This window comes from Candidatus Hydrogenedentota bacterium (assembly GCA_016791475.1).
Classification (GTDB): Bacteria; Hydrogenedentota; Hydrogenedentia; order Hydrogenedentales; family JAEUWI01; genus JAEUWI01.
Genome location: JAEUWI010000044.1, coordinates 38,337 through 59,883 on the forward strand (window position 1 = coordinate 38,337; position 21,547 = coordinate 59,883).

The 21,547-nt window shown below is 60.9% G+C and carries 25 protein-coding genes; 12 read left to right on the forward strand and 13 right to left on the reverse strand.

The annotated features are described in order from the left end of the window. Positions 1–4 precede the first annotated feature (4 nt). The 6 genes from JNK74_20540 (at position 5) to JNK74_20565 (ending at position 5,889) form a co-directional block, all read left to right on the forward strand. Complete coding sequence (locus JNK74_20540; GenBank protein ID MBL7648571.1) at positions 5–1,744, forward strand: cbb3-type cytochrome c oxidase subunit I; 1,740 nt, start codon at positions 5–7, stop codon at positions 1,742–1,744. After that, positions 1,744–2,331 carry a hypothetical protein gene (locus JNK74_20545; protein ID MBL7648572.1) on the forward strand — a complete coding sequence of 196 codons (588 nt, stop codon included), beginning with the start codon at positions 1,744–1,746 and terminating at the stop codon, positions 2,329–2,331. The genes JNK74_20540 and JNK74_20545 overlap by 1 nt, the downstream gene beginning before the upstream one ends. Before the next feature lie 13 nt (positions 2,332–2,344). Further along, on the forward strand, positions 2,345–2,548 hold the full coding sequence (locus tag JNK74_20550) for a hypothetical protein (GenBank protein MBL7648573.1): 204 nt from the start codon (positions 2,345–2,347) through the stop codon (positions 2,546–2,548). Then, complete coding sequence (locus JNK74_20555) at positions 2,545–2,805, forward strand: hypothetical protein (GenBank protein MBL7648574.1); 261 nt, start codon at positions 2,545–2,547, stop codon at positions 2,803–2,805. Before JNK74_20550 ends, JNK74_20555 begins: the two co-directional genes overlap by 4 nt. Then, positions 2,802–3,626 (forward strand): hypothetical protein, encoded by an 825-nt coding sequence (locus JNK74_20560; GenBank protein MBL7648575.1) that lies wholly within the window; start codon positions 2,802–2,804, stop codon positions 3,624–3,626. The genes JNK74_20555 and JNK74_20560 overlap by 4 nt, the downstream gene beginning before the upstream one ends. A gap of 112 nt (positions 3,627–3,738) precedes the next feature. Continuing rightward, positions 3,739–5,889 carry a hypothetical protein gene (locus JNK74_20565; GenBank protein ID MBL7648576.1) on the forward strand — a complete coding sequence of 717 codons (2,151 nt, stop codon included), beginning with the start codon at positions 3,739–3,741 and terminating at the stop codon, positions 5,887–5,889. Between the two features lie 72 nt (positions 5,890–5,961). Here the strand turns inward: JNK74_20565 and JNK74_20570 are convergent, their stop codons facing one another. The 13 genes from JNK74_20570 to JNK74_20630 form a co-directional block, all read right to left on the reverse strand. Further along, positions 5,962–6,954 carry a prepilin-type N-terminal cleavage/methylation domain-containing protein gene (locus JNK74_20570; protein MBL7648577.1) on the reverse strand — a complete coding sequence of 331 codons (993 nt, stop codon included), beginning with the start codon at positions 6,952–6,954 and terminating at the stop codon, positions 5,962–5,964. A gap of 80 nt (positions 6,955–7,034) precedes the next feature. Next, positions 7,035–7,553: a hypothetical protein gene (locus tag JNK74_20575; GenBank protein ID MBL7648578.1), complete on the reverse strand. Its 519-nt coding sequence runs from the start codon at positions 7,551–7,553 to the stop codon at positions 7,035–7,037. Between the two features lie 355 nt (positions 7,554–7,908). Beyond that, entirely contained in the window at positions 7,909–8,808 is a 900-nt protein-coding gene (locus JNK74_20580) for a DUF1559 domain-containing protein (GenBank protein MBL7648579.1), read from the reverse strand. A 69-nt stretch (positions 8,809–8,877) separates the two neighbouring features. Next, entirely contained in the window at positions 8,878–9,216 is a 339-nt protein-coding gene (locus JNK74_20585) for a hypothetical protein (protein ID MBL7648580.1), read from the reverse strand. Positions 9,217–9,346: 130 nt separating this feature from the next. Continuing rightward, a complete protein-coding gene (locus JNK74_20590; GenBank protein ID MBL7648581.1) occupies positions 9,347–10,351 on the reverse strand; it encodes a hypothetical protein in 1,005 nt (334 codons plus the stop codon). 12 nt (positions 10,352–10,363) lie between these two features. Further along, a complete protein-coding gene (locus JNK74_20595) occupies positions 10,364–11,131 on the reverse strand; it encodes an ABC transporter permease subunit (GenBank protein MBL7648582.1) in 768 nt (255 codons plus the stop codon). A gap of 57 nt (positions 11,132–11,188) precedes the next feature. Then, positions 11,189–12,118 carry an ABC transporter ATP-binding protein gene (locus JNK74_20600; protein MBL7648583.1) on the reverse strand — a complete coding sequence of 310 codons (930 nt, stop codon included), beginning with the start codon at positions 12,116–12,118 and terminating at the stop codon, positions 11,189–11,191. Next, positions 12,115–12,858: a hypothetical protein gene (locus tag JNK74_20605; GenBank protein MBL7648584.1), complete on the reverse strand. Its 744-nt coding sequence runs from the start codon at positions 12,856–12,858 to the stop codon at positions 12,115–12,117. Before JNK74_20605 ends, JNK74_20600 begins: the two co-directional genes overlap by 4 nt. A 110-nt stretch (positions 12,859–12,968) precedes the next feature. Further along, positions 12,969–13,361 (reverse strand): hypothetical protein, encoded by a 393-nt coding sequence (locus JNK74_20610; GenBank protein MBL7648585.1) that lies wholly within the window; start codon positions 13,359–13,361, stop codon positions 12,969–12,971. 115 nt (positions 13,362–13,476) lie between these two features. Continuing rightward, positions 13,477–13,836: a hypothetical protein gene (locus JNK74_20615; protein MBL7648586.1), complete on the reverse strand. Its 360-nt coding sequence runs from the start codon at positions 13,834–13,836 to the stop codon at positions 13,477–13,479. A gap of 131 nt (positions 13,837–13,967) precedes the next feature. Then, a complete protein-coding gene (locus tag JNK74_20620) occupies positions 13,968–14,513 on the reverse strand; it encodes a hypothetical protein (GenBank protein ID MBL7648587.1) in 546 nt (181 codons plus the stop codon). A gap of 38 nt (positions 14,514–14,551) precedes the next feature. Further along, on the reverse strand, positions 14,552–15,709 hold the full coding sequence (locus JNK74_20625; GenBank protein MBL7648588.1) for an AAA family ATPase: 1,158 nt from the start codon (positions 15,707–15,709) through the stop codon (positions 14,552–14,554). A gap of 180 nt (positions 15,710–15,889) precedes the next feature. Beyond that, positions 15,890–17,608, reverse strand: a complete 1,719-nt coding sequence (locus JNK74_20630; GenBank protein ID MBL7648589.1) for a VWA domain-containing protein — start codon at positions 17,606–17,608, stop codon at positions 15,890–15,892. Positions 17,609–18,021: 413 nt separating this feature from the next. On the opposite strand from JNK74_20630, the gene aroF reads away from it, so the two are divergent. Genes aroF through JNK74_20660 form a run of 6 tightly spaced genes read left to right on the forward strand, consistent with a single transcriptional unit; the run spans position 18,022 to position 21,468 of the window. Continuing rightward, positions 18,022–19,038, forward strand: coding sequence for a 3-deoxy-7-phosphoheptulonate synthase (gene aroF / locus JNK74_20635; GenBank protein ID MBL7648590.1), 1,017 nt, complete (start codon positions 18,022–18,024; stop codon positions 19,036–19,038). Position 19,039: 1 nt separating this feature from the next. Then, positions 19,040–19,678 carry an SMC-Scp complex subunit ScpB gene (gene scpB, locus JNK74_20640; GenBank protein MBL7648591.1) on the forward strand — a complete coding sequence of 213 codons (639 nt, stop codon included), beginning with the start codon at positions 19,040–19,042 and terminating at the stop codon, positions 19,676–19,678. Between the two features lie 4 nt (positions 19,679–19,682). Next, entirely contained in the window at positions 19,683–20,396 is a 714-nt protein-coding gene (locus JNK74_20645) for an rRNA pseudouridine synthase (GenBank protein ID MBL7648592.1), read from the forward strand. A 29-nt stretch (positions 20,397–20,425) separates the two neighbouring features. Next, positions 20,426–20,899, forward strand: a complete 474-nt coding sequence (locus JNK74_20650) for a type II toxin-antitoxin system VapC family toxin (protein MBL7648593.1) — start codon at positions 20,426–20,428, stop codon at positions 20,897–20,899. 3 nt (positions 20,900–20,902) lie between these two features. Continuing rightward, positions 20,903–21,109 carry a hypothetical protein gene (locus JNK74_20655; GenBank protein MBL7648594.1) on the forward strand — a complete coding sequence of 69 codons (207 nt, stop codon included), beginning with the start codon at positions 20,903–20,905 and terminating at the stop codon, positions 21,107–21,109. 29 nt (positions 21,110–21,138) lie between these two features. Further along, complete coding sequence (locus JNK74_20660) at positions 21,139–21,468, forward strand: hypothetical protein (protein ID MBL7648595.1); 330 nt, start codon at positions 21,139–21,141, stop codon at positions 21,466–21,468. Positions 21,469–21,547 lie beyond the last annotated feature (79 nt).

Sequence of the window (21,547 nt, forward strand, 5' to 3'; positions counted from 1 at the left end):
ACTCATGGACGCATCAACCGGCAATCGGACCGGGCGCGGGGGAATCGCGCGACTTCTATTTTCCACGGACCACAAAGTAGTCGCGCTACTTTACGTGGTGACGGCGCTGACCATGCTCATGACGGGGTTTCTCTTCATGTTGCTGATGCGCTGGCAGCTTGCCTACCCCCTCCAGCCCCTTCCCTGGGTCGGGAGCTGGTTTGCGGCGGATCACCCCTCCATGCCGGGCGGCGTGATCACCGCGAATTTCTACAACCAGTTGGGGGCGATGCACGGGACCATCATGGTGTTCCTGGCGGTGGTGCCCCTGGTCGTGGGCGGGTTTGGCACCTATCTCGTGCCGCTGATGCTGGGTGCGTCGGGTCTGGCCTTTCCGCGTCTGAGCCGGGCGGGCTACTGGTTTTATCTCGGGGGTGTCGTGGTGCTTCTGGGCAGTTTCTTCTCCCCCGGTGGCGCGGCCAACTCCGGCTGGACGGCCTATGCGCCGCTGGCGGTTATTGAGAACGCGGGCCAGTCCATCTGGCTTGTGGGCATGGCGCTGGTGTATCTGTCTTCGCTCCTGCTGAGCATCAACATGCTGGTTACGATTGTGCAGCTTCGGGCCGAGGGCATGCACTTCATGCGCCTGCCCTATTTCGTGTGGGCGCAACTGGTCACGGCGGTGCTACTGATTCTGGCTTTCCCGCCGCTGGCGGCGGCGGCCGTGATGCAGCTCATGGACCGGTTGATGGGATCGAGCTTTTTCCTCCCCAGCGGTCTGGTCGTGAGCGGCGAGGCGCTGGACGTGAGCGGCGGCGGCAGCGCCCTGCTGTGGCAGCATCTGTTCTGGTTCCTGGGCCATCCCGAGGTCTACGTGCTGCTGCTGCCTTCCTTCGGCATCATCGCGGAGATTATCGCCAACAACACGCGCAAGCCCCTTTTCGGCTACCGGGGCATGGTGTACGCCAGCCTGGGACTGGGCGCGCTTTCGCTGCTGGTCTGGGCCCACCACATGTATCTCACGGGTATGGGCGCGGCGCTGAGCGAATTTTTCCAATTGACAACCATCATGATCTCCGTGCCGTCGGTGATTATTGTCACGTCCCTTGTGGTTTCCCTCTGGGGCGGCTCCATCCGCTTTAATGTGCCCATGCTCTACGCCCTGGCCTTTCTGCCCATGTTCGGCATCGGCGGTCTCACGGGACTTCCCCTGGCGATGTCGGCCACCAATATTGTGCTGCACGACACGTATTACGTGATCGGCCACTTCCACTACGTGGTGGCGCCGGGCATACTTTTCGCCGTCTTCGCGGGGATCTATTACTGGTATCCCAAGGCCACGGGGCGGCAGATGAACACGCTGCTGGGCCACCTCCATTTCTGGCCTACGCTCATCTGCATGAACGGTATTTTCTCCCACCTTATCCTGCAAGGTTTCGCGGGGGTTTCCCGGCGCCTCTATGACGGCGGCGAGACCTACGCCCATGGTCTGGAAAACTTCGGGCTGAACTCCGCCGCGACCTGGTCCGCCTTTGGCCTGGGCGTCGTGCAGATCTTCTTCATTATCAATTTCTTCGGCAGCCTCAAGTGGGGCAGCAAGGTCGACAGCAATCCGTGGCGCGCGACGTCGATGGAGTGGGCGGCGCCGTCGCCCCCCCTGCCCGACATCAATTTTGACGCGCCGCCGAAGGCGTACCGAGGCTCGATGACCTACAGCCAGCCGGGCGCCGCGACCGATTTCACGCCCCAATGGGAGGAAGCGTAATGTCCACACCCTATTCCACGGGCATTCGACCCGATACCGGCCTGTATAACAGCAAGCTCGGCATGTGGCTTTTCCTCGCGGCGGAAGCCATGTTCTTTGGCGCGCTCTTTTCCAGCTATGCGTTCCTGCGCACGGCGTCGGCGTCCTGGCCCGATGGGTCAGACATCCTGCCCACCATCCCTGCACTGATCGCGGTGGTGGCGTGCGCGGTTGCCGCGGCCGCGGCAACCTACGCGTGGCGGGGAGCATCGAGGTCGGGCGGTTTCCCCGCGCGGGCACTCTGGATCGTGGCGGCCGCAAGTTTGGCCTCCGCCGTATTCATGGGACTGGGGCTCCGCCTGGAGTTTTCCGAGGGCATGACACCGGCCACGAACACGTTTTACGCCTGCTGGTACCTGATCACGGCGATGACCGCGGCCCATGCGGCGCCGGCGGGCGGATACGCCCTTTTTCTTTTGTGGCCCCGCCCCGAGGGGGATGAGGTTGGCTGCCAGTGCCTTCGGAACCGCATCGAGTGCCTGGGACTGTTGCTGCAATTCGTTGCCCTCGTTTGGGTGGCGGCGTTTGCCTGTTTTTACGTATTCTAGGGACCTTCAGGTCATGTCGCTCAAGGCATTTCACTGCTTCTTTGTCGCAATCGGCGTACTCGTCTGCAGCGCCTATGGCATGTGGCGGCTCGTGGCGGCGATGCGCGAGGGCGCGGGAGAGCTTGGCCCGGCTGTGCTTTCGCTAGCCACCGGCGCGGTCCTGCTGGTACACGGCATCCACTTTTACAAACAAACCGAGAAGGAGCCCTGGCTGTGAAGTATCTCGCTCTGATTTGCACCGTGCTCGCCTCCCCGCTTGCCATGGCCTGCGCGACCTGTTCCGGGCCGGCGGACGCCCCCCAGAGCCAGGGCATGAACGCCGCCATCCTTACACTGTTTTTCGTGCTGGGTTTTGTGGCGCTCACGGTCCTCTCCTTTGTCATCGCCATCGCCCTGCGCATCGCGCGGCACCGGCCCGAAGAGGCCACCGAGGCCGCAATTCAACCCCAAACCCTGGCAGGTTCCGTGTCATGAACTTCTATCCGTTTTCCTATTTTCCGGTTCTGGCCTCGGCCCACGGTGGCGCGATCGACCGTCTGATGGTGATCATTTTCAGCTTCATGCTGGTGGTGTTTACGGGATGGCTCGTCTTTTTCATCTGTGCCCTGTTCAAATTTCGTCAAGGCAAGAATCCCCAGGCCGTCAGCGAGGGTGTGAAAGGCAAGTGGGTCTATGGCCTCGCCGCTGGACTCTTCGTCGCGGAGATGATCATCCACTTCGGTCTTGGCGGCGGCATCAGCGCGGCTCAGCTCTCCGCCATCAGCCCGACGGAAGACACGCTCCAGGTGCGCGTGCTCGCCCAGCAGTTTGCCTGGAACATCCACTATCCCGGGGCCGATGGGATTTTTGGCACAACCGCGCCAAAGTTCTATAACGATCAGGGCAATCCCGTTGGCCTCGATCCGGACGACCCCCACGGCAAGGACGACATCGTCACTTTCAAGCAGCTTTTTCTGCCGGTGAATAAGCCGGTCCGTATCGAGGTGTCGTCGAAGGACGTGGTGCACGGCTTTTATCTGCCGGAGTTTCGCGTCAAGCAGGACGTGATCCCCGGAATGACAATCCCGGTTACCTTTGTACCCACGATGACCACGGATGAATTCCGGAAACTCAAAGGCAATGATACGCGGGATTTTGAGATTGCCTGCGCGCAGCTTTGTGGCATCACGCACTACACCATGAAGGGCATGGTGCGCGTGCTTGAGCCCGAGGCTTTTGACGCGTGGCTCCAGGAAAAGGCGCCGGCCGCGGACGAAGGCGGCGAGGACGAGTTCTGGTCCGAGGATGCTCAATGACGACGAAGCGCCTTGGCGCATTCGAAGCATAATCAAAACTGGCCGCGGTCGGGCGCGGTCCAAGCGTAGTACACCGCAAGGTGCTGATTAATCCGCGAAGGAACCCCTGCCCATGCTTAAGAGAATTGCCGCACACGGCGTATTGTCCGTGCTCGCCCTCACGTCCATTGCCGAGGAAGATCTTTCCAAGCTTCCCTTTCCCCTGCACAACGTGGTGCCGCCCCTTTTCGACACGGACGACCCGAAGGCCAGCTTCAAGCATCCCGAGGGGCGCCTGCCCATCGTGGTGCCGCCCTTCGAAGAGCAGGTGCGGCGCTGGCTGCCGGAGTCGGTGGGCCAGGAGCCCCTGCAGGCGGTGCGCCTGGCCGACGGCGCCGTCGAGGTCGGCGCGAGCAATTTACTGACCACCTACAATCCTGTGGATTGGACCACCACCTCGAGAGCCGAACTGGAACGCGATGGCTTCTTTCACCTTCGCACCGGAAAAAAGTTGGGCGAGTCGGCCCGCGCGCTCATCGATGCCAACCGAGCAAAACTGACGGCGGCTTCGGTGGAGCAAATACAGGATATTGCGGAGGGTGCGGGCGAAGTCTGGCTGGCGACGGCCAAAGGATTATTTCGCGCCACCGCCGATTCCCTGGAGCGCCACGAGTCCTACGGTGTTGACGGCCCTCTCGCGACGAACGTGACCGCCGTGGCTTTGGACAGCAAGGGTGCGCTCTGGACCGGATCGCCTGCGGGAATCGCCGTGCGTAACCCGGATGGCACGTGGCGCGCGATTCGGGGACGGGATGGACTTCCGGTGGAAAGTATTACGGCGATTGCCATCGACGCCGCCGACCGCCTCTGGATCGGCACGGTGGAGGGCCTGATTCACTATCGCCCTTACGAGGAGGGCCGCCAGTGGTTCTACCGCGAGGGCGAGCGCTATCTGCCGAACAATCATGTCAACGATATCGCCATCACGGCCGACGGCAAGACGATCTACACGGCAACCGAGGGCGGCCTTGGCCAGCTCGACTTCACGGAGACCACGCTGCTCGCCAAGGCGGAGGCGATTGAGTCCCTGCTCAACAAGCGCCACCGCCGATTCGGCATGGTGGGGGCTTGCGTGCTGGACGACGCGGTGAATCCCACGTCCTATGAAATCGGCGATAACGACAACGACGGGCTCTGGACTTCGTACCACGTGGCGGCCATGTCGCTGGCCTACAGCGTCACGGGCGACCCCGCCATGAAGGCCTCGGCCAAGGAGAGCATGGACGCGATCTATATGCTGCAGAACGCCTCGGGTGTTCCGGGCCTGGTCGCGCGCAGCGTGGTGCCGCTGGAGAAGGCCAAAGAGATTGGCAAAGACAAGGACCCCCAGTGGCGCCTGACCCCCGACGGCAAGTTCTACTGGAAGAGCGACACGTCGTCCGACGAGATCGACGGCCACTATTTTGCTTTCTTCACCTACTGGGAGCACATTGCAAAGAACGATCCGGCGGAGCGCGAGAAGTGCATTGCGCAGGTGCGCGCGCTGACCGATTATCTCGTGGACAACGGCTACCGGCTGCTGGACTGGGATGGCGAGCAGACCCGCTGGGGCTTCTGGGATCCGGAACAACTGAACAACCGCCCGAGACATTTCCTGGAGAGCGGCCTCAATTCGCTGCAGATGCTTTCCTTCCTCAAGACGACCTGGTACATCACGGGCGACGAGAAGTACCAGCAGCATTACATGAACCTCATCACGGAGCACCATTACCTCGCGAACGTGCTGCTGGAGAAGAAGGTTTTTCCCGATTCGAACAACCACTCCGACAACCAGCTCGGTTATGTGGCCTGGTACCCCATTCTCCAGATCGAGCAGGATCCCGATATCCGTCTCCAGCTTCACAAGGCGGTGCGGCGGCACTACAAGACCATCAACCGCGACCGCAGCAGTTTCTTCTACTACGTCACGGCTACCATCGATCCCGACTATGTGGATCTGGAGTCGGCGGCGGAGAATCTGAAAGGGATTCCCACCGACCGACGTCAGTGGCGGCAGCGCAACAGCCACCGGGCTGATCTGATCTTCGATCCGCGGGTGGACCGCTTCGGCAAGAAGCAGTTGATGACCGTGCTGCCGGAGGATGAGCGCGCCTGGGACCGCTGGAACGGCAATCCCTATCTGCCGGACGACGGCAGCAGCGGGACAGTGGAAGACGCGGGCGCGGACTACCTCCTGCCCTACTGGATGGGCCGTTTCCACGGGTTTATCACGGAAGCCAACTAATCGCGCACGGGGGGCAGGCTCCTTCAGGGAACCTGCCCCCCTTTTCCGCTCGCTATCTCACTCCGATCTGTTTCACGGGAAATCGCTGCCCGGCCACGGCACGCTCTGGTAGAAGCCACTGTCGATTCCCTCTTCCCCCGGCGCGAAGATATGGTTCGCGATGTGAATCGCGATACCCGCCGCGTTCATTGGGAATTGCCCGCCCACCGGCAGGGGCGCGCTTTCAAAGACAACCGTTTCGGTCGTTTTCTCCGCGAATTTGGAATAGGCCACGTGTCCGTCCGCGAATAGCAGATTGGCACCGCCGGGAACGTGATTAAAGCTCTCGGCCGCATCGGCGATGTTGTCCAGCATCACCACGAGCCGGGATTGCGCCACGGCGGAGGCACCGGCGTTATTGATGTCGGTGATGAAGAAACGCTCGATGCCTTCGCGCAACCGAAGCGCCCGTGTATAGTTGCCGGGCAGCGGGGTTGAGAAAACCCAGTCCTCCTGCACGCGATACGAGTTTTCATAGATGCGCGCGCCGAAATCCTGGACGCTGGCGTAGAAGGCCGACGCCTGGGCCGCCGTCTGGAGCATTTCGTCGCTGAAGGCCCAGCCGAGATACGTGTAGGGATGGCCCAGGAATTCGCAGGGCTCGATCTTCCCGCTGTTTGTGAACCCCGGCGTATCGACGAAGTTATCCGAACCCACGTGGCCCGCGTCGTATGTGTTCAACGCGTCGCCATCCGCGGACATGGCGCTCGGGCAGATCAGGATATCCGGATCGTTCATGTATTCCGGAAACACCAGTTCGCCGTCGAACACGGTGTCGAAGGACGACACCGTGCCGTCACAACGCTTTGTCTTCATGTACGGGTAGCTCTGCCCCTTGCTCTCGCTCGCATACATTTTGAAGACGAGCCCGAATTGCTTCAGGTTGTTCTGGCAGCTTGCGCGACGCGCGGCTTCCCTGGCGCGCGCCAGGGCGGGCAGCAGAACGGCCGCCAGAATGCCGATGATGGCAATCACCACCAGGAGTTCGATCAGGGTAAATCCCCGTTGGGAATGCTTTTTTTTCATTGGATGCACCTTTTGTGTTTCCGTACGCGGGCACACGACCCCACGGGCCGCCACGGCCACGCCGCACGGAATGGATTTAATTAAGTGAAAGCAAGACCTGTGGAACCCGCCTTCGGCGGCGGGCCGCGAGGACTCCAGGCGCGCCGATGGGCGCGTTGCTTCACCGGGGTGCATGCATAGAACACACCCGCCAGGCGGGCGGGTGCAGGGAGAGGCGAAAGGGATTCTGCCGCCAGCAAAGACATGGCCGCGGCGCAATAGTAATTTTCCGGCGCCCTTTCCCGGTCCGGCCCGCGATGATGATTGCCGCGCTCATCACCGGACGGACGGGATGACTGATTGCCGCGCGCTGGGGCGGGATGGGCGTGTCCCCCGGAAGAACCGTGGGTGTGAACGTGCTCCCAATCGGCCGGGCGGGTGCGCACCGCGATGCGAATTGGGTAGTTGGTGCGGTCCGCGCGGTCCCCCGAAAGGTGCTGATGGATAACCCCGCCCGATGCATGGGTGTGGGTTGCGCCGCCGTGAGTGTGGGGCGTGTAGACCCCCGGAAAACCTGCCACGAGGCGCAGCCCGAGGAGGGCCAGCATGAGAAAAGCCACAGGAAGATTTCGGCCGCCGGGCGATCCGCGCCTGCGGCCAGGTTCTGCGATACGAAAACTGGACCCGCGATCGAAAGTCAATGTGGTGGTCTGCCGACTGGAGAAATGCCCCGTTTAGTGCCGCAGGTGAAGGTTGGAAAAGGCCTTCCGGCCAGCGCGTCACCCTTTAGACGCGCCCCGGAATTATTACATTGGAACCCGGCAAGATTCAACGCGCGCAATAGTATCAAGTGGCGCACAAGGGGAGTCCGGGGCGCGGGTTGTGGTCGGGTACCCGCGCCCCGGTGGAGCAGGATGCGATTGGCGGCGCATCCGTGGGAGGCGTGATGATAGCGATGAACTTCGGATTCAGGATCTACACGCCGTTGAAGGGCCGGTTGTAGCGACCAAAGGTCCGGGCGCTGTCGACGCTCATGGGAAATTCCTCATGAGGATATTTCATGAAATCGACATGGCCGTCCATGTAGAGAACGTTGCCACCTCCAGGAATGTGGCTGAAGTCGGCCGGGTTCGTGGTGACGTGGTCCCACATGACCGCCACGTCGCTTTGGGCCCTGGCTGTGGCGCCCGCATTGTTTATGTCTGTAATGAGGAATCGCTCGATACCTTCGCGCAGTCGGTACAGCACGTTTCCGCCGTTCGCCTGGGTGCCGGCGTAGGCGCCGCTCACGGTGAAATCACGATCGCTCTGGGCGCCGGACGAGGCCACATTGGCGCGGGCCAATTCTCCCCAGGGCGTGCTGGTGTCGAACTGGCCCTCCGAGAAGCGACCTCCGGTGTCGGTGCCGACCGTGCCCGTGAGTGGCCCAACAATGTTCACATCTTTCAGAATCAACCAACCGATGTAGTTGTAGGGTTCTTTGAGAAACTCGCAGGGATCGACTCGGCCATTGGCATTGGCGTCATAACGCTCCACCGCGCTTTTGTGTTTTCCCCAGGAGGGACACATCACGATTTCGGCGTCGGTAAGATATTCGGGCATGAGGAGGGTACCGTCGAAGATCATGGTGTCGCTCAACGTGGCGCCGTCGCAATTGTAGGTCTTGCGCCGCGGCAGCTTCTCTCCATCGGACTCGTTGGCGTACATTTTGAAAATGACGCCCAGTTGTTTCAAATTGTTCTGGCAGGAGGCTCTTCGGGCGGCCTCCCGTGCGCGCGCCAATGCCGGAAGCAAGATGGCCGCGAGTATGCCAATGATGGCTATCACCACCAGCAGCTCGATCAGGGTAAAACCCCGTCGTGGTGCTTCATTCATATTCGGTACTCCACTATTTGATGCAGCCGAAGCGGCGGGAAAGGACGGCATCTTGCCGCGGATTGAAAACTACACGAGTTCTGTCCTTTCCGGTTGAGGTGGAGCCCGTGCCTGGAGGTCCTCCACCCCATCTTGCGACTCGGGCACCCGCACCCACAGGGGATGAGGCCACCCGGCCGCTTGTTCCATCGGTACCGTCTGCGAAGCGTCCGCATCTTCTACAGCCGCACTGTTGGGCGAGTAGTAGCCCGCGGCGACTGGGAAGTGTCCGTCCGGCTGCGGACCGTCACCCGATTGATCCCCGTGTTCGTGGGGCAGCCCACCACCGGCGTGGGTGTGGAAGCGCCCATCGGTACCATGCCAATGCAGCACCGGCACGCCCGGCACGGCGCTCAGCAGCCGAATCACTACGGCCGCCACCATGACAGGCAAGGCCCATGAGACCGCAGCGCAATACCTGGCTCCCGAGGGGCGGCAACCGATGGTGCGGCCACCCGAGCTCCGGACTTTCCGTTTCACGCGCATGCCGCAGCTCGCGCTAACTGACCGGTTCGGCGGTTTCGCCGTTCTTCAGGCGCTCCGCGACGCGGCGCTGCGAGCGCAGGAGATTGTGCCGGGAGTACTCAAGACCTTCATCGCAGACGGCCATGGCCTTGTCATATTCACCCAGCTCGGTGAGGGCGCGCGCCAGGAAGAGATAGGTTTCGCCGTGGACCTGGTCCTGAAACTCATCGAAAACCTCGCGCTTGTCGCGCATGGCGAGTTTGAGCTTCAGCGCGTCCCGTGCGCCCTCGGTCAGTACTTCGACCGCGACGCGGTAGGCCTCGGTGGCGTTGCTGGGGTGAAACCGCTTCAGATCTTCCGGAATTTCGATTTCCTTTCCCCGGTTCTCCTCGTGGATGAGCAACTCAAGACGGTCGGCATACTCAAAGAAGAGGCGACCCAGCGCGGCCTTGACTTCGAAACTGTTGGGGTTCGCTTTCAAACCGGCCACGAGCAAATCCTTCGCCTCGGCGGGATCACCGGCGAAGTCGGTGAGGTAGAAGGCGCCCAGGGTGTAGAGGCGCTCGAGCCGCGGATTGAGCTTGACGGCCAATTGGTACCACGGAATGATTTCTTTCGGGTCGTCGTGGACGTGCCCTTCCTGATAGCAGGTCACGTTGCGATGAATTTCGCCGAGCAGGCCGCGCCAGTCCCGATTTTTGTCCAGAACCATGTTCACACCTTCGGTGTGGCCCATGCCCACGGCGGTTCCGGTGGCGTCCTGCCGCATGAAGCCTTCTTCCTCCTCGCCTTTGGTGGGCATGCGCTGGACCATGCCGACGTGGAGGTATTCCATGCTCTTCAGCCACATCAGGTCGCCCACGGACATCTGGAGCTGGCCCATGAGGGACAGGGCGATAGACTCTTTGGCCGCTTCGATTTCACTGGGCTGGTAGGTGGCGTCGGAGACCACCACGGCGGCGGATAGCCGTCCCGGCATGGCGCCCGCGACGAGGGCGATGGCGACGAGGCCCAGAACCACCAGGGTATCTTTTTTCATCGGAAAAACTCCTTAGAGATCGACACGGTGGAAGCGGCGAACGCCCACGGCGATGAACACCGACGCGTAAACCAGGGCGTAGAGCGTCAGCGCCGCGAGCACCCAGAAGGGGGTGGGCAGGTAACCGTGGACCTCGCGCTTGGTGAGATCGAAGAGCTCGAGATGGGGCAGGACCCAGTAGAGGACTTCCATCAGCGTGCGCCCCCATCCTTCCAGGTCGGTGCGGACCGTGGTGAGGGTATTGGCGAAGGTCTGCATGGCCAGGGCCAGGAGCATGGACACGGTAACGTTGCCGCTGTGGGTCAGAAAGACCGACAGGCACAGGGTGAGTCCGGCGATGATCCACATGGCGAGGATGCGCAGGTAGACGGCCTGGAAGAAGACCGCCGATACGGGGACGCCGAGAATCTTGAAGAGCAGGAAGAGCTCGGCCGAGAAGAGCACGACCACGGCGGAGGCCATGGCGCAGACGCCCAGGTATTTGCCGAGAAAGACCTGCAGCCGGGAAACGGGCTTGGCCAGGAGGGGATAGAGGGTCCGGTTTTGTATTTCGTTGGGGAGCTGGCGGGCGGCGGTGACCACACAGATGAGTACCGCAAGCAGCCCGGTGGTGGTGAAGCCCACGTCCTTCACGAATTTCCCGAGCCCTTCGGTGCCGAAACGGCTGAAGAGCCCCGCGCCGAATACGATGAGCGCGGCGAGAATAAGGACGACGTAGGGATCTTTGCGCCGAAAGGAATCGATGATGGTGACTTGGGCGATGCCCAGAATTTTATCCATGGGAAATGGCTTTCCAAGAGTATGCGCGGCCCATCGGGGCCACGGCGATAGTTCCAATCAACTGACTTTGTGACCAATGCGCTGGACGAAGAAGTCTTCCAGGGAGCCGGGCTCCTCATAGGAGGATTTCGCCTCCACATTGAGTTCCCTGAGCAACTGGTCGATGGATTCCCGCGCCTCCACGCTGTCCGCGGAGAAGGTGGTCTGGCCGTTGCTCACGGCGTGGATATAGACGCCCGGCGGCAGCACCGGCGGCGAGAGCAGGCCGTCCACTTTCACAATATGGCGCCGGATGGCGTTCGACATGGCCGCAAGGTGATCTTCCGCCAGCACCTTGCCCTCGTCGATCAGGATCACCCGATCGCAGAGCATGGTGACCTCGGAGAGCTCGTGGGACGAGAAGAACACCGTCTTCCCCTTCGCCTTGAAGTCCATGAGGATGCGGCGAACGTCGTAGCGCGCCACGGGATCGAGCCCGGAAGTGACCTCGTCCAGGATCAGCAGGTCGGGTTCGCCCATGATGGCCTGGGCGATGCCCACGCGCTGGAGCATGCCCTTGGAGAAGCCGCGCACCGGCTCGCGATCGCGTCCCGTGAGCTTCACCTTCGCGAGCAACTCGTCGATCATGGCCTCGCGTTGTGGCTTTGGTATCTCCCGCAGTTTCGCAAACATGCGGAGGGTTTCCCGCGCGGTCAGAAAGGGATAGTACAGCGCGACTTCCGGCAGGAAGCCCACCTGGCGCCGACCATCCATGTGACCCGCGGGCAGGCCCATGACTTTCACGGTGCCTTTGGTGGGCTTCCTGAAGCCCATCAGCACTTTGATCGCGGTGGACTTTCCCGCGCCGTTGGGACCGATGAAACCCACGACCTCGCCGCGCTTCACGGAGAGATTGAGTCCGTCGACGGCGCGGATGAGCTTCCCGCTGTCGGTCGTGTACTCGACCATGAGATCCCGGATTTCGATAACATTCTCGTTGCTGATCATTGCGCTTCCATTCCGTCCGGCTGAATTTCCGTAGCTTCTTCCTGTTTCAATTTGCGCGCTTCCTTCCGGGCCTGCCGCTCGTCCCACATGCGATCCAATTGTTTCTCCCTTATCGTGGGGGTATGGGGGACGGCTTCACCTTCCGAAGACGCCGACACCGTCGATGCCGCGCCTTGCTCGACGGACTGGAGCGCCGGCTCGTCGTGGTCGTGCCCATCGTGTAATCCGCCGCCCTCATAGGGCCGGCCCTCCAGGTGCGCGCGGAGCTTCTCCACGTCAAACTCGATGCCCAGGGCATCGTCAAAAACGCGCTCCTCGATGCCCATGCCTTTCTCGAGGTAGGTTTCGAAGGCCCGGATGTGGTGCTCTTTCGCGGAGCACCCGGCACTGTCCCCCAGCTCCCACTCGTTGCCATCGTGCTTGTAGTAGTACTCGATGCCCTTGAAGGTCTTGCAATCCTTGTCGCCCTTCTCGCGGATGTAGACGTGCACCACGCCATAGGAAGGGCCAAAGAGTTCGTAGGGGCGCTCGGTGTCCACAATGGCCACATACTCGAAGTCTTCCCGCTTCACCTGCGGTGACTCCGTGTTGAACCATTCGTCCACGTGCCTGGATGCGAGCTCCCGCAGGCGAGCCTGCATGGAGCGATTTTCAAACTTGGCGTAGGCGACCCAGCATACAAAGAGGAAGAGGACGGTAAAAACAACATAGATGTCGCGGCGACGGATGATGATTTCCATGACAATTCTCCACGCGGAACGGGTGCGGTTTGGAATGGGGACCCGACCGGGCACACTACGGGCGCAGTTATCCGGATCGGGATGCATTCAGCGAGCAAAAAAAGGGGGAATCAGGCCCCGGTTACGGGGAAATCCTCCTGCGGAGGACCTCGCTGAAATTCGTGCCCCGCCGGGACACCGTGGAGGGTTCCGGGGCTGCCTGGCGCCCCGGTCGGCCCGGTCAGTTCGGGCGCTCTGGAAGAGATCGCGGGCAGGATACCGACGATTCGGGTCGCGCCCTGGCAGATAAGGCAGGCGTCTTCCCCGTGACGGTGCTCCCCGTGCCCTTCGTGGGGCGTGAGGAACGTTGCGCGCCCGCCGCAATCCAGGTGCCCATGGGCGACAAGCGCCGCGTTATGGGTAGCCTGGTGGAGGGGGACGGCGAGGTTCATGGCAAAAAGCAGGACGGCCAACGCCGCGGCGCTGAAATTCCATCCTGTCCTGCTGAATGCGCTGTTGACCACTGATCTGCTCCAATGCCCCCGCTGATTTCGGTAATGATAAGGCAGTATCATTACTTTGTCAAGTGGAAATTTCGCGCCGATTGGCGGCGGGAACGTTGAGGCGCGCCTGGTGTGGTTAGAAGAGAGAAAAGAACCCGCGAATCGCGAGGAAGACGAAAAGTATCAGGCCGGCGCAACCGAAGAGACAGCAGCCGGAGCCATCCCCGCCCCGGTCGATGCGGATGGTACGTCCCCACATGTTGCCCGACGGCGGACGCTGGTATTCCGGGTTGAAGAAGGGATCGTCTTCGTAGTTCGGTTCTTTTTCGGGCTCCGGGTCATTCAGGGCCACGGCGCGCACGTCTATCACCTCGGCGGAAACGGGTACGGGCACCCGGACGGCAGCGCCGCACGACGGGCAGTTGACGCCATTTCCGGCGAGGTCTGTCGGCGCTTCCAGCACGGTATTGCAATGGGGGCAACGAACTTCTATCACAAGTAAACTCTCTATACAGTAGGGACGGACACGGTCCCGAGACCAACTACTCAACACTTGGCAATTGTTGAGCCCTGAGTCCAGTACACTCAACTCTTCACGCTTATTCTATACAAAGCCCCGCGTGCGCGTCAGGTTGCGGCGAGGGACTTCAAGCGCGCGATGGCATAGGCCGCACTCGGGCACGCGGGATGTGCCGCGGCGCGGGTAAGGTCGAAGCCATGACGCTGGATAAACTTCTCGGCGAACTTGGGCTTGCTTGCCCCCGGGCCTCGACCTGTATGCTCAACGAGCACGGACTTCAGTCTTTCCCATGCATTCGCATAAACCTCGGGCATCGCTTCGAAGAATTCGTTATTGCCCATGTAACTTCGCATGGCTTCGGTATCTCCAAGAAACCACGATTCCACCGATGTTCTGGCGATCAGCACGAGATCCACACCATCTGCGAAAATCAATTGCTTTCTGCCGGTGATGCAAGGTACGACCGCGCTTGGATCGAGATCGGCAAGGATAACGACCTTGTCGGGCCGCGCCTCCTTGACGAAGGCTGGAAATTGTAAAGATAGTCGGTGTGACCTCAAATTGTCGATGCTCGACACGTTCAGGACAGGATCAGCCACCTCCAGACCGAGGTCTCCGTGCATCCAGTTGCGAAAGCAACTGCTTTCGACCAAGAGTTTCTCTGTGTCGCCTTCGACTATGAAACCCACCCTCACCAAGGCAGTCCCGCACCCAGAAGATTGGACAGCCAGGCCTCATCCATGCCGAACGGGCGAATATCCTCATCGGTCAGATTGCCATCGGAAGCATGTTTCATTATCGTGGCGCCCTCCTTTCGGTCTACAAGCCACAACTCTTCCAGCTTCGTGTGCCTCACGACGGACTCGGAATGGGTCGTGATCCAAATCGCGTGCTCCGGCGTCGCGGTTTCCCGCATCAACTCGATCAACTCGCCTATTGCTTTTGGATGCAATCCCCGCTCCGGCTCCTCGATGAGTGTTAGGCTGAGAGGGGCGGGTTTGTCGAGAATAGCGACAAGAAGAGACAGTGCAAACATGGTACCTTGGGATACAAAGCCTGCGGGAAACGCGCGCGCCGCATGCTTTTCCTTGAACGTGATCTCAGATCTTTGATCAAGATGCCTGCGCTCGATATTTACCGATTCGACCGTCGGCACTAAGAACTCCATCCATTCGCGAATGTCTTCCCGCACATTGGGATCTTTCCCCATGCGGGACAGTACCGCCGCCAGATTGCGACCGCTCACGTCGAGGAATGTGTCATCGCCATCTGGCTCAAAGGCCCCCGTCGCCGCGCCAGGATCGATTCTGTACAGACGGATATTTCGTGCGAGTTCACCGACGGCAATACCCTCAAACATTGATAAGTTTGAATAGTCGTCGCGGATTCTTGGACTAATTGGATGCCCCGTAATTGTGGTGTATTCAAGCCCCGACTTTCCACGAGGTCGGTTGTACGTCTTGCCGGATTGTGTCAGACCCTCCTCCAACTGGGGCCCAGATTCTCCGCCATGGATTGTCATGGAATAACTTGTTGGTACAAACACCCCGGCTTGCGCCTCGGAGCTATCTAAAAGGACACCGTCCAGCTCAATGCCAAAATTAGTTTCATCAGACGACTTAAGCGCGGTCGCATTTCGGACAAATTCAGAGCCCCCCGAAGAACGAATCGCTTCTACCGCGCCACTGACCACCACCCTCTGAAAAAACGCCAATGCATCAAAAAAATTGCTCTTACCCGTCCCGTTGGCCCCGGCAAATACTGAAAAGGGGCCAACATCGTGCAATTCGAGCGTATCGATGCTCTTGAAGTTTGAAATCTTGAGTCGCTTGATGAACGGCTTACTCATGGTGGCACCTGTGGGTCGATTCCCATGGAAAAAACGCGCGCGGCTGTCTCGCCGTTGGCACCAGCATAGCACATTCGCGCGGGGCTTCGACCCTGCCTTTCCGCGCCATCCGTGGTAGGCCAAGAGGGCGGACCCCGGCGCACCCGGGTCCGCCCTTGCAATTCCATTCATGCCATCGGCTTACTTCACCGGCGGTGTGTTGTCGTAGCCCTCCACCACGAAGCTCTGGCCTCCGCCGCCCTCGTAGAGGGTGTTGTCCACGTAGACCTGGGAGAAGAGGGGTTCGCCCTCGGGTATGAGCGCGTCAAAGCTGATGCGCAGCATGGGACCGAAGGCGCCAAAGGGCATGGGGTCATCGGGCGACTGGAAATCGAGGGTGATGCCGTTGCCCTCGGGGTCGTCGGTGCTGGCGAGGGTCCAGCCGCTCAGCAGACCGTCATTTGACGCGTCCACCACGTCGATCGTGAAACCCGTGTCGCTCGCGAGATAGATGCTGAATCGGCTGATCAGCCGGGGGATATAATCCGCGCGGAGGAAGACGGTGGTGGCGTTTTCGCTGTCGGAGGAGACGAAGCGGAGCTTCCCTTCCAGTGGACCATTGCCCGCGTGCTGGGTGGGGACGAAGTTGGTCTCCGCGGTATAGCTGGTTGAGTCGTCGCCGAGGATCAGCGTGAAGCCCGGCAGGAAGGGGGTATTGCTTCGGGCAACGGAGGCCCAGCGAAGGGTGTACTGGCCGTCGAGGTCCTGCACGATTTGCATGAAGGAATCATCCAGATCGGCCACGGTTTCGGCGGTGAAGAGGGTGCCGTCGGTGCGCTCCGTGAGTTCATCGAGATCGGTGGAGACTGCATCCGTGCCAAAGTCGATGGCATAGATCCGGATGCCCCGGGCTTTCGCGAGATTCACCACGGCGTTGGTGTCGGCGGTGCTGGAGGTATCGTCGCCATCGGTAAAGAGCAGGATATACCGCGACTCCTCGTCTTGACTGGCGGACTCGAAGGCGCCCGCGGCGTCGAGCACGGCGTCGAGCATGCGCGATGCGGAATAGAATCCGCGAACGAACTCGCTCTGGATTGCGTCGATCCGGTCGCGGGTAAAGGCGCGATCCACGGTGAAGGGCGTCACGATTTCCGCCTCGGCATCGTCCCGGTGAAACTCGGTGACGCTGACCAGGGCATCGTCGTTGAGGGCGGGCAGAAGAATATTTTTCGCGGCATCCTCCATGGCCGCGATGGCGCCACCGGACTCCTGCATGGACTGGGTGTAGTCCAGCACGAGTGCGACCTTCAATTGGCGGGCCGCGCCGCGCTGGAGGTAGACGTCGGTTTCATTGGGGATGACCTGTGCGCCTTCCCTCGCGAGGACGGCGAAGAGATCGGGATCCCGCACGACGCCGTGCCCGTCGCTGTCGTGGAGGGAGAAGGAGAAATCGATGAGGTAGGGCGAGGAATAGGTGGTCACGGGGTTTATGACGTTCAGCGCGCCGGAGCCGCCCGTTTCATCCTGGGTAACGGTCACCTGGACGGAGCGGGTGATGATGCCGGGCGCACTGAAGATGATGCTGCCCGTGTGCTGGCCGGCCGATAACCGGGTGCGATCAATGGAGACCTGGAGGGTCTGCTTGTTGAAGGGGCCCGAGGTCTGTGCGGGCGCGTTGCTTGCCACCGTGCGGACGTTGACCACGATCCACGAGTTGGAGGGTGTCACGGCGAGCGTGAGTCGCTCGACGTCGGGATTGTTGTTCCACACTTCGAGAAAGCGCGGCAATTCGCTGCGCTCGAAATCGAGGGTGGCATTGGAAAAGGAAATGGCTTCCACGGGATCGGGGGGACAGCCCGTTCCCAGCAGGCCAAGCGCCGCCATGAGGAATACGCCGAGGATTTGAAGTGAGACGCGCATTGTGACCCCTTTCCTGTATCGTTTTACCCATCGCGCAAGCCGGTTACTCGATCATGGTACCACGTGGGGCCGGAAACCGACCCGACAGGTTGCATTGCACCCTTCCACAATACCACGGCGCGGCCATTTCGTTGCTTTCCGAAGGCGGCGGCAGGTATACTTTTCCATTCCGGGCCAGTGCTTTTCCCCATCCATTGACGACCTATACCCAACGGGTTCAAGGGGATAAGTCCAACCCGGCCCGCCTGTGAATACCTGTCTCCCGGAAAGTCGGAAGGGCCTGTCCGTGGAGACTCCGGGAGCGACGGCTCCCCGGCGGCGTGACAGGAAATTGTAACTATTCAGCCAGATGCGGCCTGAAGGCCAGGGGCCCACCGCGTCGCCAATGATTCAATTCACGGAAGGTTTTCGCCATGATTATCATAATGGCCTCCCGAAGCAAGGAAGATGTCGACTACGTAATCCAGAAGGTCGAAGACCTGGGTTATCGCCCCCACGTCATCGAGGGTGTGGAACGCACCGTCATCGCGGCGGTGGGCGACGAGCGGGGCAAGGAACGCCTCGCCGCGCTGGAAAGCCTGCCGCACGTGGAGAAGGTGGTTCCCATCCTTAAGCCCTTCAAGCTGGCCGGTCTGGAGGTGAAGCAGGAGCGCTCCGTCGTTGAATGCGGCAACGTGAAAATCGGCAATGGCAACTTCTGCATTGTGGGTGGCCCCTGCTCTGTGGAATCCCGTGACCAGATCTTCGAGACGGCCAAGGTCTGCAAGGAAGCGGGTGCGAACATGCTCCGCGGCGGCGCTTACAAGCCCCGCACCTCGCCTTACAGCTTCCAGGGCATGGAAGAAGAGGGCCTGATTCTCCTGGAAGAGGCGGGCAAGGAATACGGCATGCCGGTGGTCACGGAAGTCATGACGACGGAGCAGGTTCCCCTTGTGGAGAAGCACGCCGACATGTTCCAGATCGGCGCGCGCAACATGCAGAACTTCGGTCTGCTCAAGGCCGTGGGCAAGGCCCGCAAGCCGGTCTTCCTCAAGCGCGGCATGATGTCCACCATCCAGGAACTGCTCATGTCCGCCGAGTACATCATGTCCGAGGGTAATCCGAACGTGGTGCTGTGCGAACGCGGCATCCGCACCTTTGAAACCGAGACGCGCAACACGCTGGACATCCAGGCGGTGCCGGTGCTCCAGAAATACACGCACCTGCCCGTGGTCATCGATCCGAGCCACGCCGCCGGCATGTGGGACCTCGTGCGCCCCATGTCCCGCGCTTCCGTGGCCGCTGGTGCCGATGGTCTGATGATCGAAGTACACCCCCGCCCGGCGGAAGCCTTCTCCGATGGTCCCCAGTCCCTGAAGCCCCACAAGTTCGCGGCGCTGGTCGAAGAATTGCGGCCCTTCCTGGAACTGATGGGGCAGAAGGTGAGCTGAGGTGGCCGAGAACGAGGAACATAAGGGCATCGAAGGCAGCCAGGTCGAGGGCGAAGCCCCCGGCGAGGACGAGGATTACGACGAGGAGATCGTCTCCATCGAGTCCATGGGCCGCGAAGAGACGCGCCAGGCGCTTTACGCGCTTTTGTTTGCCAGCGACCGGCCCATGAACGCCACGCGCCTCGCCGAGGCCATCAGCGAGCACATGGACCCGGAAATCGTGGGTATGCTGCTGGAAGAGCTGCGCGAGGACTTGAACAAGCGCCCGGAGATCCCCTATTTCCTGAAGGAAATCGGCGGCGGCTACCAGTTGCTCACGAAACCCGAGTTTGCCCCCTTCATCCGCCGTCTTTTCCAGATCAAGCGGAGCAAGCGTCTTTCCAAGTCTGTGCTGGAAACCTTGGCCATCATCGCCTATAAACAGCCCACGACGCGCGCCGAAGTGGAAGCGATCCGCGGCGTGAGCGTGTCCCACGCTTTTGAGCAACTGCAGGAGCGCCACTTCATCAAGGTAAGCGGCGTCTCCGATTCTCCCGGGCGCCCCAAGCTGTATCGCACGACGGACGATTTCCTGGTGCAGTTCGGCCTGGGCAGCCTCAAGGAACTGCCCACCCTGGAAGAACTCCAGGAAACGCGGTAGGGCCGTGGAACGGCTCCAGAAATACCTGGCCGCCTGCGGCGTGGCCTCGCGCCGCGCCGCGGAAGTGTTGATCGAGGATGGCCGCGTCACGGTCAATGGTGAGGTGGCATCGCTCGGCTGCAAGGTCGAGCCCGGCACCGACACGGTACACGTGGACGGCAAGCCCGTGGGCACCGAGGCCCACGTCTACCTGGTGTTGAACAAACTCCCAAATACCATCACCACGGCCAAAGATACCCATGGCCGCACGACGGTGCTCGACGGCCTCGGCGATGTGGGCGCGCGGGTCTTCCCCATCGGCCGACTCGATCTCGATGTGGGTGGCGTGCTCCTCCTCACCAACGACGGCGAGTTGGCCAACCGCCTCATCCATCCGCGCTACCAGATCCCCAAGGTCTACCTCGCATGGGTCTGGGGCCGCGTCACCGACGAAGCCCTCGTGCGGCTCCGCGCGGGAGTCGAGCTGGAAGACGGCATGACGGCCCCCGCGAAGGCCCAGGTGATGAAGCACACACCGAAGCAGAGCCTCGTCCGCCTACAGATCCATGAGGGCAAGAACCGCGAGGTGAAGCGCATGTGCAAGGCGGTAGGGCACCCCGTGGCACAACTCACCCGCATCGCCTTCTGCGGCATCCAGGCCAGCGAGCTCAAACCGGGCGAATGGCGCTACCTGACGGAAGAGGAAGTCGGGATGCTCAAGAGGAAGACGGGGCTGTAACGCGCATTTTTTGATGCTATACTGTGGGTATGAAGCCCACAGTGTACATCGAAACGAGTGTAATTAGTTACTTGACCAGTCGCCCGAGCAGGGACCTGATTGCCGCCGCGCGCCAGGAAGTGACCCAGCGCTGGTGGGTAGATTCCGCCCAAGCCTTTGAATTGGTCACTTCGGAAATTGTCACACTGGAAGCATCGAGAGGGGATCTGAACGCAGCGCAGCAGCGGATTGCGGCACTTTCCGGGTGCAAGCTCCTGGATGTGAGCGAAGCGGCTCGATTATTGGCGCGGGCCATCCTCGATGACGGTATCCTCCCGACAAACTCTGGGGCAGATGCCCTCCACATTGCGGTCGCTTCGATCCATCGCGCTGAATTCTTGCTTACCTGGAACTACCGGCATATCGCAAACGCAACGCTCCGAAAGCGCATGAATTCCATTATCGAACGCTCTGGTTACGAATGCCCGGTTATCTGTAGTCCCGAAGAACTTATGGAGCATTAAGCCATGTCCGCCGACCCCATTCTCGAAGAAGTGTGGCGAATCAAGGACGAGATCGCGAAAGAATTCAACTGCGACCTTGACGCGTTGGTGAAGTACCTACAGGAGAAACAACAGGAACACCCTGAGCGTGTCGTGCTCGCTCCGCTGCCTCTCCAGCAACGGGCCGCCGCGCGGGAATCTAGTGACGACTACGGGAATCAGAAGTCCTGATTTTTCAAGACTCAAGGCGAGCAGCGGACATGGACAAACAATCACTGCGGGAGCCAGACAGCGACGGGGGCAAGAGAGCCGTCACGCAGTTGGTGCAGATCAAGTATATCCTCACGGGGATACTCGGGCTGGCCGTGTTTGGCCGTTCGGGGGATTTGAACACCAATCTATTTGCGGTCGCCGCGACGCTTTCGTTCGTATATTCCGTCGAGACAACTTGCGCCTGGATTCCGGGAACTGCCAGCCGGCTCGCTTCGATCCACCGTCGCCGAAAGGCAGCGGCGGCGGAAAGCGCCCAGAGAATGAGGAAATTGCTGAGAGAGCTGGAGGAAGCGGAGCGGCAGGTCCGAAACGAGTAGACCGTGGGTTACAACGCAAACAAGTTCGTGGCTCGGACGTTATATTTGATGATGGTACTGTTCTCTTTCTGAAAATGGC

Coding starts and splice junctions, on each gene's coding strand:
- aroF (MBL7648590.1), top strand. CDS start 18,022: ATGATTATCATAATGGCCTCCCGAAGCAAGGAAGATGTCGACTACGTA.
- JNK74_20550 (MBL7648573.1), top strand. CDS start 2,345: ATGTCGCTCAAGGCATTTCACTGCTTCTTTGTCGCAATCGGCGTACTC.
- JNK74_20565 (MBL7648576.1), top strand. CDS start 3,739: ATGCTTAAGAGAATTGCCGCACACGGCGTATTGTCCGTGCTCGCCCTC.
- JNK74_20655 (MBL7648594.1), top strand. CDS start 20,903: ATGTCCGCCGACCCCATTCTCGAAGAAGTGTGGCGAATCAAGGACGAG.
- JNK74_20590 (MBL7648581.1), bottom strand. CDS start 10,351: ATGAAAAAAGATACCCTGGTGGTTCTGGGCCTCGTCGCCATCGCCCTC.
- JNK74_20560 (MBL7648575.1), top strand. CDS start 2,802: ATGAACTTCTATCCGTTTTCCTATTTTCCGGTTCTGGCCTCGGCCCAC.
- JNK74_20545 (MBL7648572.1), top strand. CDS start 1,744: ATGTCCACACCCTATTCCACGGGCATTCGACCCGATACCGGCCTGTAT.
- JNK74_20660 (MBL7648595.1), top strand. CDS start 21,139: ATGGACAAACAATCACTGCGGGAGCCAGACAGCGACGGGGGCAAGAGA.
- JNK74_20595 (MBL7648582.1), bottom strand. CDS start 11,131: ATGGATAAAATTCTGGGCATCGCCCAAGTCACCATCATCGATTCCTTT.
- JNK74_20540 (MBL7648571.1), top strand. CDS start 5: ATGGACGCATCAACCGGCAATCGGACCGGGCGCGGGGGAATCGCGCGA.
- JNK74_20625 (MBL7648588.1), bottom strand. CDS start 15,709: ATGAGTAAGCCGTTCATCAAGCGACTCAAGATTTCAAACTTCAAGAGC.
- JNK74_20570 (MBL7648577.1), bottom strand. CDS start 6,954: ATGAAAAAAAAGCATTCCCAACGGGGATTTACCCTGATCGAACTCCTG.
- JNK74_20630 (MBL7648589.1), bottom strand. CDS start 17,608: ATGCGCGTCTCACTTCAAATCCTCGGCGTATTCCTCATGGCGGCGCTT.
- JNK74_20580 (MBL7648579.1), bottom strand. CDS start 8,808: ATGAATGAAGCACCACGACGGGGTTTTACCCTGATCGAGCTGCTGGTG.
- JNK74_20605 (MBL7648584.1), bottom strand. CDS start 12,858: ATGGAAATCATCATCCGTCGCCGCGACATCTATGTTGTTTTTACCGTC.
- JNK74_20650 (MBL7648593.1), top strand. CDS start 20,426: ATGAAGCCCACAGTGTACATCGAAACGAGTGTAATTAGTTACTTGACC.
- JNK74_20600 (MBL7648583.1), bottom strand. CDS start 12,118: ATGATCAGCAACGAGAATGTTATCGAAATCCGGGATCTCATGGTCGAG.